Here is a 14,161-nt window from a genome sequence, read left to right on the forward strand (position 1 = left end):
GTGTTTACCTCTATTTCTTTAACAGCAATTCCTCTTCTAGCCTTTATTTGGGCCTCATTTATTGAACCGAATTGGTTAAAGAAAACTTCCATCACATGGAAACTACCCAAAAAGCATGTTCATCTGCATAATCTTCGCATTGCGCAAATTTCCGATTTGCATTTTCATAAAAAAGTTCCACAAAGCTTCCTCAATAAAATTTCTAAATCACTACAAAATTTTTCTCCCGATCTTATTGTATTTTGTGGTGATCTTCTTTGTCGTGCTCAAATCGAAGATAGCTCCCGACTTGAAGCGTTCCTAAATACTTTACATGCTCCTCTTGGGACCTTTGCTATTTTAGGAAACCACGACTATTCTGCGTATATCTCTAGAAACACTAAAGGAGAGATTACTTGTATATCTGAAAAAAAAAGTCATCCTATACGACGTGCTTTAGCCGCTGTAATCCAAGGCCTATTCTCTTCACCTAGTTATTGTTATGACCCAAAGCTGACTCCTCAAGCACCTCATCCTGCTCTTATAAATTTGCTGAAAAATACGCCAGTCACGCTTCTTCACAATGCCACCCATGTCATTCCTGAAAAACTTAATATCGTAGGATTTGGAGATATCTTTGCTAAACAATTTAATCCTGAAGAGGCATTTATAAACTACAATCCTGCTCTACCCGGCATTCTACTTTCACACAATCCTGATACCATAAATAGCCTTGAAAATTACCCAGGAGACTTTGTATTGTCAGGCCATTCCCATGGCCCACAAGTCACCTTGCTATGGCCTAAATTCATTCGAACATTTTTTGAAAGATTGTCAGGCTTAGAAAATCCTCACCTTGCACGAGGTCATTTTTTAATCAATGGAGGCAAACAACTTTACGTAAATCGTGGCCTTGGTGGATTAAAAAGAATCCGCTTCTGTTCTCCTCCTGAAATCTGTTACATCACGTGTCGCTATGATTAAAACATCACTTATTTTTCTTAGCGGAGGGCAAGGCAAACGTTTTGGCTCTAGCACTCCAAAGCAATATCTACCCCTTAATGGTATACCATTAGTTCACTACTCGCTGAAGACACTAACTTCTTTACCACAAATTGCCGAAATTGTTGTTGTCTGCCATCCCTCATATCGAAAAATTTTTGAAGAATATGAGGTCTTTTTCGCTATTCCCGGAAAGCGTCGCCAAGATTCTGTATTTTCAGGGTTACAGCACGTTTCCTATCCTTGGGTCTTAATCCATGATGGAGCTCGTCCCTTTGTCTATCCTGACGAAATATCAGATCTGGTCACAACAGCAGAAAAAATCGGAGCAGCAGCTTTAGCTTCTCCCATTCCCTATACCATAAAACAACGTCATCCTGTGCGCACCCTAGACAGGGATAACTTGGCAATTACCCATACCCCTCAATGCATAAAAACAGAACTACTTAAAGAAGGCCTGTCCCTTGCAAAAGAAAAGGAGCTTACTCTAGTGGATGATATCCAAGCTGCTGAGATCTTAGGAGAACCTTCTCAGCTTATTTTTAATAAGCATCCTCAAATCAAAATTTCCTACCCAGAGGATTTAACCATTGCCCAAGCTCTTTTATGACTAAAGTAGCTCTTCTTCTTGCGTATCAAGGAACGGCTTATTCAGGCTGGCAACAACAACCTAATGATCCGAGCATTCAAGAGATCATTGAAGGTGCTTTAAAGAAAATCTCTCAAACTCGTGTTCCTCTCATAGCTTCTGGAAGAACCGATGCAGGAGTCCATGCTTATGGACAGGTCGCTCATTTTCAAGCGCCTGATTATCCTCTCTTTAAAGAACCCTACCTAATTAAAAAAGCCTTAAATGCTCTTCTTCCACAAGATATTGTAATCAGAGATGTCGCGTTTTTTGACGACAACTTTCACGCACGCTATCTTGCTGTTGCTAAAGAATATCATTATTCTCTAACGCGACTTTCTAAACCTCTTCCTTGGCAATATAACTTTTTCTATAACCCCCTTTACTCGCTTTCTATTGAACTGATGCAAGAAGGTGCCAATCTTCTTGTAGGAACTCATGACTTTGCTTCTTTTGCAAACCACGGAAGAGACTATAGCTCTACAGTGCGTACTATCTATACCTTAGACATCCTAGAGCAGGAAAATTCCCTTACCATAGTATGTAAAGGCAGTGGCTTTCTCTATAAGATGGTTCGTAATCTTGTTGGTGCCCTTTTAGATATTGGTAAGAGGAAGTATCCCCCTGCATATCTTTTGGATATACTAGAACAAAAAAACCGTAGGAAGGGACCCTCTGCAGCTCCTCCCCACGGTCTGTGTCTCCAGCATGTATGTTATCCCTATCCTTATAATAACTTTTGCTGTAAGCATTGCTCTATAACGTCATTAAACGATTGATAAAAGAAATATTCTTTATCCTTAAGCTCAGGACAATCTTCAGGAGTTATCTGTACTAGAGAATTAATGCAAACCAAAGTTGCAGGAATAGAAGAGAGAGCTCGAAGTCCCTTCACAGAATCTTCAAACCCAATGACTTTTTCCCCTTCACTAGCAAAAGTCTGGTAAGCATAGCGGTAGCTATCCCCATACGGCTTAGGGCGCAAATAATTTTCTCGAGTCACCCAAAATAAAAATTTATTTAAAATGGGATAGGTCTTACACAACGGGCTGGTCGCCTCTCTTGGAGAATTAGTGACCACTCCAAATTTTTTATCTAATGATAATAGGAGTTCTATAAAGGCATCAACTCCAGGCATTAGCGGAGGAACTATGTTTTGTAAAGAAGCCTGATAAATTTCCCACCTTCTCTTAAGGATCTGCTTAATATAGGCTTGTGCTTCAGGATATTGTTCTATAAACTTTTTACTAAAAATTTCTATACCTAAAGTAGTATGACTATAATAGTTAAAAAAATCCCAATGAACATCTATAGAAAACTCACCACAGGCTTGTAAAAATGCCCGATAAAAACAAGGTTCCGTATCTACAAGCAATCCATCTAAATCAAAAAAGAAAACTTCATAATCATTTACATACATACTACACCTCAAATACAGCTAAACATCATAGACCACTAGGATACTATAAATCTAAACATCTCTTAAAAATGATTTTATCAATCCTAATTGCCATTCTTCCAACAAGCTGCTCATCATCCAAAAAATCGTGCATGCGCTATGTGATTGCAGAGCGCATTACTTCTCAGAAAGATTGCCCGGTAATTCTGTATCCAAAGAACTATCTTATTCAACCTCCTCTTTATAATTGGCAATCCCCTAATAAACCTGCAATCACAGCCCACTCCTTCCATTGTCGAGGTCAAGGAGGTTCTCTAAGCACTCCTGAAGGGATCCTCTATGATTGTGAGGGACTACGTCATAGTATAACTCAAGAAGTGTCTCGTTATATCCACCCTAAATTAATTGAGATGGTACGACTCTTACAACAAGATCACCCAAAACTCACTATTATCGAAGCCTTCTGTTGTTCTAAGCATTTCCGTTTTTTAGAAGCCTCCGGTATTTTCCTTTCTCAGGGTCATTTACAAGGAACCAGAGTTCTCCTAAACCTAAATCCCCCACTTCCTACTGAGGAAATCTTGCAAATTCCAAACAAGCTATATAAAAAAAAATCTGATCCCCATCTGACTCAGTTTACAATTACAGAATCCACAATGAGCAATCAAGAAGTACTTCTAACCTGGAAAAGCCATGATTCCCATACAGAAATCTCATTAGAAATCCTTCATCATCTATAAAAAGAGAGGATTCCTTCCTATGCTGAAGAGATTTCCCTTGCGATAATTACAACTGAAACCTTAAATTGGTGACTCACTTTATGCCGGTGTGGCGGAATGGTAGACGCGGTAGACTCAAAATCTACTCTTAGCAATAAGGTGTTGGTTCGAGTCCGATCACCGGCATAATTCTTTCTTTTTTCAGGTTGCCAATAAATTGTTTTGTCGTTTTTCTTAGGGAAAGCGAAAATAACACCCTGATTTCTTATGAATGAAAAAACCCTCTTGCTCTTGTTAAAAAAGAAGAAGGGCCTTTTCCTTGCCATTTTAGATCTTACCCAAACCGAGTCTTCTCTAACTACCGCGGAACTAGAAAAGGTTTTACAACAAAAAAAAATCTTTCTTTCTTGTATCGATAAAGTCGATGTTCAGCTCAAAGAGTTTCGCCATGCCTTTACTTCGACGCTGCCCAAAGATATCCAAGAAGAGCTCGAAGAAATTCGAGCCATAATTAATCGTATTCTAGATACCGATAAACTCAATTATATACAAAAAAAAAGGGAGTTTGGTATTTATGAACGCCCATGACCCAGAAAATCTCGATCTTTCTACCTATGAACTATTAAATATCAAAGCTCGTATCACTCAATCTTATAAAGAAGCAAGTGCTATACTTACCGCTATTCCGGATGGCATCATTTTACTTTCTGAAACAGGACATTTTCTCATCTGTAATTCACAAGCACGTGAAATTCTAGGATTAGACGAAAACTTAGAAGTCCTTAATAAATGTTTTACTGATGTTCTTCCAGAAACATGTCTTGGTTTTTCGATTCATGAGGCTCTCAAATCCTTAAAAATCCCCAAAACTCTCAGGCTTTCTCTATGCCGAGATTCTAAAGAAAAAGAAGTTGAACTCTTTATTCGTAAAAATGAAATCAGTGGTTACCTATTTATCCAAATCAGAGATCGTTCGGACTACAAGCAACTAGAAAATGCTATAGAAAGATATAAAAACATTGCTGAACTTGGAAAAATGGCTGCTACCCTAGCCCACGAAATTCGCAATCCCCTAAGTGGAATCGTAGGATTTGCTTCTATACTCAAAAAGGAAATTTCCTCTCCTCGGCACCAACGCATGCTCTCGTCTATAATCTCTGGTACAAGATCTCTAAATAACCTTGTATGCTCTATGCTGGAATATACAAAAGCTCAACCCTTAAACCTCAAAATTATAAATTTACAAGATTTTTTTTCAACCCTTATCCCGCTACTGTCAATTTCCTTCCCTAATTGTAAAATTGAAAAAGAAACCTCTCAACCTTTACTCAGATCGATAGATCCGGATCGTATGAACAGCGTGATTTGGAATCTAGTAAAAAATGCTGCGGAAACAGGGGTCTCACCCATTACTTTGATTCTACACAAGTCTGGAGAAATTTCGGTAACAAACCCTGGAGACATTCCTCCTGATATCATAGACAAGCTCTTCACACCATTCTTCACAACGAAAAGAGATGGCAATGGCTTGGGACTTGCTGAAGCTCAAAAAATTATCCGGCTCCACGGAGGAGATATACTCTTAAAAAGAGAGGACGCGAACGTGACTTTCTCGATAGTACTTCCAGAGCTCCAAGGAGATTCACAAGAAGAGTCTTCAGAAATAATTCTTAAATCATAAAAAAGAAATCCCACGAACTTTTAAAACCTATGAATCTCCTTCCTTAGCTCGTAAAAGTTCCTCTAATCTTGCTATCTGGATTCGAAGTTGTTCATTTTCTTCTTGCAGCTGTACTAGCTGCATCTCTAGTATTACTTCCTGTCTACTCTTCGACTTCTCTGGAGAAGTAGGAGGAGAGAGAATCAACTCGTATTTCCTTTGAACTTCCGCAAAATCTTGATATACTTGTTCATTCATCTTTTCAAGAGACACTATTGTTTTCTTATGTTCCGCTATTTGGGACTGCAAATCCGCAAGTACCTTTTCATCTTCTTTCATTTCGTTAAGCAGTTTCTGGATTTTTGCGTCTTTCTCGTTTATCTGAAGCGTCAAAGCTTGATTTGCATCAACGAGGATTTTCAACTGTGAAGTGTGCTCACCAACTGCGACCCATTCCCCATCTAATGATGGCAGCGTCTCCTCGTCCTTCGGCAAAAGTTGCTCCTGCAAAGTAGCAAGTTCAGTCTGACTCGCTTGATATAGTTTAGACATATCATCTAGTGATGAGGTTAACGCAAGCTCTCTCGTAATCTTCTCTTCTACAATCCTCGCATACTTTACTTGTAATTCCTCTAGCTCTCGCTCAGTTTCCTGCAAATTCTCTTTGTACTCAAGAAGCATTGTTTCAAGCCCTGAGATTTTTTTAGACTGTTTCCTGTGTGCGTTTTGATAATCAAGCAATTCGTTATTCAGTCTAGTTCTTTCTTCAATCCAAGCGATCGCACTCTTCTTATCCGCATCTTGATCAAACTGGGCTTCCCCCTGTAATCTATTACACCGTGCTTCTAGTTGATTTAACTGCTCTCGGAGCACCTTGTAATGTTCGTGTTGCTCTAGGTATTTAACTTTAAAGTCCCGATATAACAAATTAGAACCTAAAAAAGTGAATTCAGTGCTGAGCAACTGCTTCTTTAAAGCTTTTAAATTAGTTCCTGCTTGGCGATAATCTTTTTGTAGTTTATAAAAATTCTTTAGTTCACTAAAGCAGGTGTTGAGCATTTGATTTTGTTGTTTGAACAGACCCTCGAGATGAGTTCTCTCTTCATAACTTAATTCTCGCCCTTCATCTAGTTTAATTGATGCTTCTCGTTTATGGCCTTCTCTTATATTACTTAAGAATTGAGTTATACGGAGGCAGTGCCCTTTAATTTGGTTCTGTTTCTCATCGAGCTTCCTTTCCAGATCGCCCCATATCTGCTCAGCGAATCTTATTTTGTTTTGTAGACGAACAATTTCTTTTTCGCCTTCAGGAGGGCAGACAAAAGTTCCTGAAATAAATGTGTAGTAATCGCGAGAGTTCTTCTCTAGTTGATCGGCAACCCGACTACGGATCTCAAGAAGTTCTATCAGGAGTTCATATTTCCCTTGAGGGTCCTGTGCTGCTATAATAGCGAAAGAACGATGAAACTGCTCCTCTTTACAACGCAGTTTTCTCTCAAATACAGCAAGACATGCTTGGCAATCCTTAAAAGCCTCTAAGACCTGTGCCAAAACCTCGGGGTCGTTTGAATTCTTGTTCTTAAGGAAATCACACAAGGAAGACTCTTGAAGCACACGACTCATCTCTGCTTGCAATTCAGAAATCTCACTAGCCTTGTCTTTAAGAGGAGGGAAATCGAGAGGCTCTGCCTCCCTCCTTTTAGGACATACGCCCGACTCAATTAGAAATAAGAATAAAACTAAAATAAGTAAAACGCCACCCAAAGCAATAGCACTAGCTCCAATAAATAGGGGGACCCCGGGAAGTAGTGTTAGTAGCAGAGCTCCTCCTACAATAACTAGAAGAGAGAGAACTACGAGGCTGACCTTAACAATAGTATGATGCCAACCTTGCTCAATGGGAGCAACTAGCTCCCCTCTTTCTTGAGGTGTCAACGGAGATAATGCAATGAGGTTCCCCTCTCCCCTAGCTAAACCAGGGATCTGAACAACATTGTTATTTTGGGCTATTCCTGACATTTTTATAATTTCTTTTTAAAAACAACTTGGCCTAAGTATTTTACATTTTAGTCACGACTAAATACAATGATAAAATCACTTTTCTTATTTTTGTAAAAAATTTTTGACTATATTTTCATTTCTTCTTACTAAGTTTAAAGTTTTGCCTCCTTTTTCAAGATTTAGTAAAAACAAAATACAAACGACTTAAGGGGGAAAACATGGTGATAAAAAAAATATTGGTTGTTGATGACGAGCCCTTAATTCGAGATTTTTTATCTGAACTCCTTCTTTCCCACGGATATACTGCTGATACTGCTGAAAATCTAAAAAGTGCTCTGCAAATGATCAAAAATCAAAAATATGATCTGATCATATCAGATATGAGCATGCCTGACGGTTCTGGACTAGACTTGATCAAGGCTACAAAGCAAAGCTCTCCGCATACGCCTGTTCTTGTGATTACTGCTTATGGAAGTATAGAGAATGCTGTCGAGGCCATGCACCAAGGAGCTTTTAATTACTTAACAAAACCATTTTCCTCAGAAGCTCTTTTTGCCTTTATTTCTAAGGCTGAAGAACTTAAGGATTTAGTCCATGAGAATTTGTTTCTATACTCCCAGACAACTCTAGATTCTCACCCATTGATAGCAGAAAGTAAGGCTATGAAGGATCTCCTTACAATAGCAAAAAAGGCTGCCTCAAGCTCGGCAAATATTTTCATTCACGGTGAATCAGGGTGCGGGAAGGAGGTTCTCTCCTTTTTTATCCATCAGAACTCTCCTCGAGCGAACCATCGTTATATCAAGGTTAACTGCGCAGCAATTCCCGAAACCCTACTAGAATCTGAATTTTTTGGTCATGAAAAAGGAGCATTTACAGGAGCAACTACAAAAAAAGCAGGGCGTTTCGAACTTGCCCATAAAGGGACCCTTTTACTAGATGAAATTACAGAAGTGCCTATAAACCTCCAGGCTAAGCTTCTTAGAGCAATCCAAGAAAAAGAAATAGAACATCTTGGAGGAACAAAAACTCTTGCGGTAGATGTTCGTATTCTGGCCACATCAAATCGTGACCCTAGAGAAGCTATCCAAGACAAAAATTTCCGTCAAGATCTCTATTATCGCTTAAACGTCATTCCTCTGTACCTTCCTCCACTACGAGAACGACGCGACGATATTCTCCCCCTCTCGAACTATTTCCTTAATAAGTTCTGCCGCATTAACAATACCCCCCAAAAGACCCTTTCCCCCAAAGCTCAAGAACTGCTTCTTGACTACCCGTGGCCAGGCAATATCCGAGAACTTTCTAATGTTCTTGAACGAGTCGTTATTTTAGAAAATACCTCCTTACTCACTGAGGATATGCTTGCCTTAGCTTAACCTCGCTTACTAGGAGTTTTTCTTGTTTTTCTGAGAAGCATCTGCTAAGCTTGCTTGCTTTAATTCCTCTACTCTTTTAAGCACCGATAGCTCAATTGGATAGAGTACCTGGCTTCGGACCAGGTGGTTGGAGGTTCGAGCCCTCTTCGGTGCGTTAAATTCTTTTTTGAATAGCAGTTTCTCCATATAATAGAACTTATGGAGAACTATTTTTCTTTTTATAAGTTCTCCTAAATCACCATTTAACTTAGGAGACAGCATGAGATCTCACCGTAAACGATTGCCATCCAAAAGCTTATTATCAAAAGAATCTACTGTCAATATAGAGATCTCAACAAAATCTTTTCATCTATCTATCCCGCTAAAAGAGCTTATCTTAGAGAAAAGCCGCCATCTGCCTCCTATGGACAGTATTCACATAGTATTGACCTCACATAAAGATAAGCTGGGAACTGAAGTTCATGTTGTAGCTTCTCACGGTAAAGAAATTTTACAAACCAAAGTCCAGAACAGCAATCCGTATACTGCAGTTATCAGTGCGTTTAAGAAAATTCGCACGATGGCAAATAAACACTACAATAAACGTAAGGATAAAACAAAACATGATCTAGGTCTTGCGGCAAAAGAAGAGCTTATCGCAATACAAAAAGAACAAGAAGATCATATTGGTGATGAATGGCTACCTTTTGAAGCTCTAGATGCCTGGGACTCTCTAAAAACTCTTGGATATGTTCCTGCTTCAGAAAAAAAGAAGATCTCCAAGAAAAAGATCTCTATCCGTATGCTATCTCAAGAGGAAGCCATTCGCCATCTAGAAGCTGTACAGGAAAATTTCCTAATCTTCTTGAATGAGCATGAGCATAAAATCCAATGCATTTATAAAAAACATGACGGTAACTATGTCCTTATCGAACCCTCCCTTAAACCAGGATTCCGGATCTGAGGATCTCAACCCGCAAGCTCATCTCTTCGATCTCATCAGAAATCGAGAGTTACTATCTACTCCCGAAGAAAAAGTTCGGCAAGAATTGTTGTTCCTTCTTACCTGTAAACTGAACTATCCTAGGAACCTTATCATCATAGAGAAAGAATTAAAAACACTTCTCCCTCTATTAGCACGCAAAGGGACCCTCCTCCCAAAGCGCCGTCCCGATATCCTTATTATTACACCTCCCTTATATATAGATGCTGAAGGAATATCTCATAATCTTGGAGATCCTAAACCCTTATTACTCATTGAATGCAAAGCCCTAAACATCAATCAAAGTGCCTTAAAACAAGTCCTCAGCTATAATTATTGTATTGGAGCCACATGCCTTGCTATGGCAAGCAAACGCACTCAACTATCAGCACTCTTCAATCCCAAAACACACACCCTGAACTTTTATCCTGGCCTTCCAGAATACTCTCAACTCCTTAAATACTTTGCTTCATTAAACTTATAGCTACTATGGAGATCTGTATTACTGGCATTGTACTTCAAACCCGTTCTTCGGGGAAAAATCACACACTCAGTACATTATTTACTCCACAAGGGCTGTATACCTTCTTTGTTAAACATGGGCAAACTTTGCAATGTGACTATCGAGAAGCACTTGTTCCGATATCTTTAGGAAAATATATTCTAAATCATACGTCATCGCGCATGCCTACGTTAATCCATGGAGATATTATAAATTCTTTTGAAGGAATCAAACAAACATATACTCGTATAGATGCGAGTGGGAAAATGGTCCAAGCCCTTCTAACTTCACAGTGGAAAGAGAAGCCTTCTCATAAGCTCTTCTCATTATTTTTAAACTTCCTACACCGAATCCCAGAAAGCAGTAATCCAGAATTTTTTGCCGCCATTTTCGTGCTTAAACTATTACAATATGAAGGAATTTTAGATCTCACTCAAGCATGCTCAATATGTAAAGTATCCCTGCCTTCTGGATGTTACCGCTATCAAGGCCATAAGTTATGTACAAAACACGGGCATAAACACGCTATCGCTATCAGTAAAGAAGAAGAACACATATTACAGGCGATTGTTCATGCTAAACAATTCTGTGAACTTTTAACAATTGCAGAATTTCCAATTGCAATCGGAGAAAAAATCTTTTACTTATTTAACTCACTACAAGAGGAAAATATCAGAGAAACAGCAACTCTTCCGAAACCGACAAAAATAAAATTTTAAAAATCTTGCAAGAATACCAGCACTAATGAGAAAAAATACTTAATCCCCTGTAAAGTTAAGTAAATATTAGCGAATTTCATAGTTAGAGAAGCAACATATTTGCTCTAACTTAAGATGAAGCCTTTGTCCTTGTGCAAGCAAAAGATGTATAAAATTTTTGAATAAAAACCTTAAGATAACGTAATTGTGCCTCCTCCACTAGCTACGTTAAACACTAAAGTAACCTCAGATACCCCAACTAAATCATTGTGGTATGTTTTATTCCACACACCCCAACCCTGCTTTACCAAATTACCTAAAATACAGACCTTTCCCTTTAAAGAAATTTTTGTATGTACAATCACACCGACATCTTGCGGTAATTTTAAAGTGATCGGCTCTTGCTGATTGCAAATGGTAATGGTACCGCTTTTTCTCCAATTACCGCGGAAATCCATATCCATCTTACAAGCTCCACAAGAGAAATTTAAGCAGGAAAGAACAGAATAGTGCCCCCTAAATTTAGCACGGAGATGACCAAAAGAACCAACATAATCCACAGTCTCTAACCTGGGGAACTCCCCAGTCATATTAAATTCGACCCGCTTTTTTCTCTGTGCCTGGATTTCTATATTCTCCATATCAGGATAGTTCTTAGAAAAATCAAAACGATGAGTGTAAAATGATTCTTCTTCTGAAAGCCAATGAGGAACAGAAAGAATTTGATTCCCAAATGAACTTACAGCAAAAAAAACAAACCCTAAAAACAAATATCGCAAAGTGAATCCCAAATTATGATCTCCATGCAAAAATAGTGAATAAAACAAATCTAAAGGAGGGGGAAAACCATGAAGCTATTGCGAAAGAGGGGACTCGAACCCCTAAGGACTGCTCCACTACCACCTCAAGATAGCGCGTATACCAATTCCGCCACTTCCGCAAAAAGAAACTAGCTTACCGAGGCCATACCCTTTACCTCAAGAAAAAAAGTATTTCCCTGGCACGAAAAATCAGGTACATTATCTATAGACATAAGGAGTAAAGTCTAATTATGCGTTGCACTGCCTACTGTACAGCATCAGCTTATAACCTCCACGTCCTTTTCCACCTACTAAAACCACGCTATCCTACAATACTATCTAGAGAATACGTTCTTGCCAACCTAGACAATGCACAAGAAAGTAATCAATTAGCAATTTTTTTTCCCTTTGGAGTTGCGGTGTTCTGGGGATGGGAGGAGTCCGAAGAAATTAAACTATTGCAAGCGATAATTACAGCTTCACCAGAAATTCTCCCTCAACCCGAAATTGATTGTTATAATTTTCATTATGGAGATAAGTTACAAATCCGAAGAGATCGACTAACTCTTGCTGATACCACATTAAATACAAAACTTGCCATTGCATTTGGTCTCGCACAATCAGCAAAACTGACAACTTTCGAAACTACAATTTATAAAACTATAGAAGATTCAAAACGACTTCCCCAAGATCTTGCTACTAAAGGGAAGATTTCTATGTCTCGGAAAGCAATTGCGAAGAAAATTGGTAAGCTATTCTTAGACAAAGCCTCAGTAAATTTGCATTCTGATATATTGGATGAACCAGATTTCTTTTGGGACCATCCAGAGACCCAAGCCATTTATCGTGATGTTTTGAGCTGTCTAGATATTGGAGCAAGAATCAATGTCCTCAACCATCGTTTGACAATTCTCGGTGATGTTTTAGAAATTCTTAATGACCAACTAAATCACCAACACTCCTCATCTTTAGAATGGACGATTATATGGTTAATTATGTTAGAATTTTCTGTAGCCCTGCTTAAAGATGTTTTCAATGTCATTTAAACATTTTATTCAACAGACCCCCTCACGCTTGTGTTTATTTGTCATTCACATGTATCAATGGACGGTTTCCCCTCTTCTCGGTTCCTCTTGTAGATTTTTTCCTTCCTGTTCTCACTATGCAGCACAAGCCTTAAAATCACATGGCTTCCTTGTAGGATGCTGGCTTTCTATAAAAAGAATCGGGAAGTGTGGGCCTTGGCATCCTGGAGGGATTGATCTCGTCCCTATGACGACTTTGGAGGAAGCTTTAGAACCTTGCCAGGCAATAAACGATCATGAGTTAATCGATTTCTCTGAATAATCTTCTCCATAGGAATGCCAAACTTCCGAGCGATTAACCATAAAGAATCGCCCTCCTGAATTATATATTCCCGATCTTGATTTTCCTGCACAATCACAGCATCTCTTATTAGATCGGATTTACTAAGCTGTTCTCGGCGAGGAGAACAGCTTAATTTTGATAAGAAGTCATGACTATATGGGGAGTTTTCAGGAAGAAGGCGAATTACTTTCTGAAGATCTTCATCACAAAATTCATGCAAAACAGCATCGCTATCATGAACAAGAAGTAAGAGGGCAGCTAGAGACTCCTCACAATCCAAATACGATTTTAAGATCTTTTGGCGCTGTGCGTCTGAAATAATTGTATTGCGATTTTCTTCACTGCAAAGTGCAAAGAAAAGCTCTGCTCCACAACGAATTACCATTCGGGCTAACGAAGCTATTGAGGATGCCCGAATTTCAGCACCTGCTAACAAGGTACGCAAGTAAAGGAATTCTGGCGTCAAGCAAAAATGATAAAGACAATCTTCATCTACCCAGCCTTCTTCTACAGTTTTTTCCAAAATTAAAAATAAACCTTTAGAAGTATAGGGATATTTCCGGCTTTGCAAGTACTCAATAATAACAGAAAATTCTTTATTATCAATATTAGGCAAAAGCCATTGTACTGATGGTCCTGTCAATGTTGTATAAGTCAAAGGCTTGGATAGCACAGGAGTAATGTCTATATGGTGCGCAATCATCAACATACTCAATGCCCAAAGCTTTAGAGGCCTGCCATAAAGATAGGTCTCATCTTTAAGCAAAGAAAATAATTCTTCTAAAGATGCATTAGACATATCCTTCAGAAAATCTTCGGAGAGGTCAACCTTACAACTACTCTTTGCAATTAGAGGTCCTGAAAATAAATGTAGCTTATAAATATCTTTGCGAAATATTGCAGAGTAAAATAGTAGTAAAAAGAGCATGTTCAAGCCAAGGCTTAGAATCAATACCTGCCAGAGCCACCTAATCTTTCTTTTTGAAGTCATACATTCTGCACCTGTAACTCACTTCGCCGCTTCGGATTAAAACACTTGCTACTATACACAGCTCATCGTAAAAT

General features: G+C 38.8%; 15 protein-coding genes, 3 tRNA genes and 1 pseudogene. 14 read left to right on the top strand and 5 right to left on the bottom strand.

Features of this window, described 5'->3' with window-relative positions; translation table 11 throughout:
* From lpxG to truA, 3 genes are read left to right on the top strand one after another with little or no spacing between them, the layout of a single operon-like run.
* Positions 1–963, top strand: a complete 963-nt coding sequence (gene lpxG / locus C834KP_RS02665; protein ID WP_108897138.1) for a UDP-2,3-diacylglucosamine diphosphatase LpxG — start codon at positions 1–3, stop codon at positions 961–963.
* A complete protein-coding gene (gene ispD, locus C834KP_RS02670) occupies positions 956–1,591 on the top strand; it encodes a 2-C-methyl-D-erythritol 4-phosphate cytidylyltransferase (protein ID WP_108896648.1) in 636 nt (211 codons plus the stop codon). The genes lpxG and ispD overlap by 8 nt, the downstream gene beginning before the upstream one ends.
* Positions 1,588–2,388 (top strand): tRNA pseudouridine(38-40) synthase TruA, encoded by an 801-nt coding sequence (gene truA / locus C834KP_RS02675; protein ID WP_108896649.1) that lies wholly within the window; start codon positions 1,588–1,590, stop codon positions 2,386–2,388. Before ispD ends, truA begins: the two co-directional genes overlap by 4 nt.
* Here truA and C834KP_RS02680 read toward each other — a convergent pair.
* On the bottom strand, positions 2,337–3,029 hold the full coding sequence (locus C834KP_RS02680; protein ID WP_108896650.1) for an HAD family hydrolase: 693 nt from the start codon (positions 3,027–3,029) through the stop codon (positions 2,337–2,339). The two genes, truA and C834KP_RS02680, sit on opposite strands and share 52 nt — an antisense overlap.
* A 68-nt stretch (positions 3,030–3,097) precedes the next feature.
* Between C834KP_RS02680 and C834KP_RS02685 the strand changes: the two genes are divergently transcribed.
* From C834KP_RS02685 to C834KP_RS02700, 4 genes are all read left to right on the top strand, one after another.
* Positions 3,098–3,748, top strand: coding sequence for a hypothetical protein (locus C834KP_RS02685; protein ID WP_108896651.1), 651 nt, complete (start codon positions 3,098–3,100; stop codon positions 3,746–3,748).
* 82 nt (positions 3,749–3,830) lie between these two features.
* A tRNA-Leu gene (locus C834KP_RS02690) sits at positions 3,831–3,913 on the top strand.
* Between the two features lie 81 nt (positions 3,914–3,994).
* On the top strand, positions 3,995–4,315 hold the full coding sequence (locus tag C834KP_RS02695; protein ID WP_108896652.1) for a hypothetical protein: 321 nt from the start codon (positions 3,995–3,997) through the stop codon (positions 4,313–4,315).
* Entirely contained in the window at positions 4,302–5,408 is a 1,107-nt protein-coding gene (locus C834KP_RS02700; protein WP_108896653.1) for a two-component system sensor histidine kinase NtrB, read from the top strand. The genes C834KP_RS02695 and C834KP_RS02700 overlap by 14 nt, the downstream gene beginning before the upstream one ends.
* A 27-nt stretch (positions 5,409–5,435) precedes the next feature.
* On the opposite strand, the gene C834KP_RS02705 is transcribed toward C834KP_RS02700, so the two are convergent.
* On the bottom strand, positions 5,436–7,406 hold the full coding sequence (locus tag C834KP_RS02705) for a coiled-coil domain-containing protein (protein WP_108896654.1): 1,971 nt from the start codon (positions 7,404–7,406) through the stop codon (positions 5,436–5,438).
* A gap of 200 nt (positions 7,407–7,606) precedes the next feature.
* Here C834KP_RS02705 and C834KP_RS02710 point away from each other — a divergent pair, with 200 nt between their 5' ends.
* From C834KP_RS02710 to recO, 5 genes and pseudogenes are all read left to right on the top strand, one after another.
* Positions 7,607–8,767: a sigma-54-dependent transcriptional regulator gene (locus C834KP_RS02710; RefSeq protein ID WP_108896655.1), complete on the top strand. Its 1,161-nt coding sequence runs from the start codon at positions 7,607–7,609 to the stop codon at positions 8,765–8,767.
* Between the two features lie 80 nt (positions 8,768–8,847).
* A tRNA-Arg gene (locus C834KP_RS02715) sits at positions 8,848–8,921 on the top strand.
* A 105-nt stretch (positions 8,922–9,026) separates the two neighbouring features.
* Positions 9,027–9,710, top strand: coding sequence for an HPF/RaiA family ribosome-associated protein (locus C834KP_RS02720; protein WP_108896656.1), 684 nt, complete (start codon positions 9,027–9,029; stop codon positions 9,708–9,710).
* On the top strand, positions 9,667–10,212 hold the full coding sequence (locus C834KP_RS02725) for a type I restriction enzyme HsdR N-terminal domain-containing protein (RefSeq protein ID WP_108896657.1): 546 nt from the start codon (positions 9,667–9,669) through the stop codon (positions 10,210–10,212). The genes C834KP_RS02720 and C834KP_RS02725 overlap by 44 nt, the downstream gene beginning before the upstream one ends.
* A gap of 5 nt (positions 10,213–10,217) precedes the next feature.
* Positions 10,218–10,975 (top strand): annotated as a pseudogene (recO, locus tag C834KP_RS02730) (DNA repair protein RecO).
* 144 nt (positions 10,976–11,119) lie between these two features.
* On the opposite strand, the gene C834KP_RS02735 reads toward recO, so the two are convergent.
* Positions 11,120–11,707, bottom strand: a complete 588-nt coding sequence (locus C834KP_RS02735; RefSeq protein ID WP_174165546.1) for a hypothetical protein — start codon at positions 11,705–11,707, stop codon at positions 11,120–11,122.
* 79 nt (positions 11,708–11,786) lie between these two features.
* Positions 11,787–11,868 (bottom strand) — tRNA-Leu (locus C834KP_RS02740).
* 111 nt (positions 11,869–11,979) lie between these two features.
* Here C834KP_RS02740 and C834KP_RS02745 point away from each other — a divergent pair.
* Both C834KP_RS02745 and yidD read left to right on the top strand, forming a co-directional pair.
* Positions 11,980–12,774: an RMD1 family protein gene (locus C834KP_RS02745; protein ID WP_108896659.1), complete on the top strand. Its 795-nt coding sequence runs from the start codon at positions 11,980–11,982 to the stop codon at positions 12,772–12,774.
* Positions 12,764–13,075, top strand: coding sequence for a membrane protein insertion efficiency factor YidD (gene yidD, locus C834KP_RS02750; protein ID WP_108896660.1), 312 nt, complete (start codon positions 12,764–12,766; stop codon positions 13,073–13,075). Before C834KP_RS02745 ends, yidD begins: the two co-directional genes overlap by 11 nt.
* On the opposite strand, the gene C834KP_RS02755 is transcribed toward yidD, so the two are convergent.
* Positions 12,999–14,087: a LysM peptidoglycan-binding domain-containing protein gene (locus tag C834KP_RS02755; RefSeq protein WP_108896661.1), complete on the bottom strand. Its 1,089-nt coding sequence runs from the start codon at positions 14,085–14,087 to the stop codon at positions 12,999–13,001. The two genes, yidD and C834KP_RS02755, sit on opposite strands and share 77 nt — an antisense overlap.
* Positions 14,088–14,161 lie beyond the last annotated feature (74 nt).

It is taken from the genome of Chlamydia serpentis, assembly GCF_900239945.1.
Classification (GTDB): domain Bacteria; phylum Chlamydiota; class Chlamydiia; order Chlamydiales; family Chlamydiaceae; genus Chlamydia; species Chlamydia serpentis.

Coding starts and splice junctions, on each gene's coding strand:
- truA (WP_108896649.1), top strand. CDS start 1,588: ATGACTAAAGTAGCTCTTCTTCTTGCGTATCAAGGAACGGCTTATTCA.
- C834KP_RS02680 (WP_108896650.1), bottom strand. CDS start 3,029: ATGTATGTAAATGATTATGAAGTTTTCTTTTTTGATTTAGATGGATTG.
- C834KP_RS02695 (WP_108896652.1), top strand. CDS start 3,995: ATGAATGAAAAAACCCTCTTGCTCTTGTTAAAAAAGAAGAAGGGCCTT.
- C834KP_RS02700 (WP_108896653.1), top strand. CDS start 4,302: ATGAACGCCCATGACCCAGAAAATCTCGATCTTTCTACCTATGAACTA.
- C834KP_RS02755 (WP_108896661.1), bottom strand. CDS start 14,087: ATGACTTCAAAAAGAAAGATTAGGTGGCTCTGGCAGGTATTGATTCTA.
- C834KP_RS02705 (WP_108896654.1), bottom strand. CDS start 7,406: ATGTCAGGAATAGCCCAAAATAACAATGTTGTTCAGATCCCTGGTTTA.
- ispD (WP_108896648.1), top strand. CDS start 956: ATGATTAAAACATCACTTATTTTTCTTAGCGGAGGGCAAGGCAAACGT.
- C834KP_RS02725 (WP_108896657.1), top strand. CDS start 9,667: ATGTCCTTATCGAACCCTCCCTTAAACCAGGATTCCGGATCTGAGGAT.
- C834KP_RS02685 (WP_108896651.1), top strand. CDS start 3,098: ATGATTTTATCAATCCTAATTGCCATTCTTCCAACAAGCTGCTCATCA.
- C834KP_RS02745 (WP_108896659.1), top strand. CDS start 11,980: ATGCGTTGCACTGCCTACTGTACAGCATCAGCTTATAACCTCCACGTC.
- C834KP_RS02720 (WP_108896656.1), top strand. CDS start 9,027: ATGAGATCTCACCGTAAACGATTGCCATCCAAAAGCTTATTATCAAAA.
- yidD (WP_108896660.1), top strand. CDS start 12,764: ATGTCATTTAAACATTTTATTCAACAGACCCCCTCACGCTTGTGTTTA.
- C834KP_RS02710 (WP_108896655.1), top strand. CDS start 7,607: ATGGTGATAAAAAAAATATTGGTTGTTGATGACGAGCCCTTAATTCGA.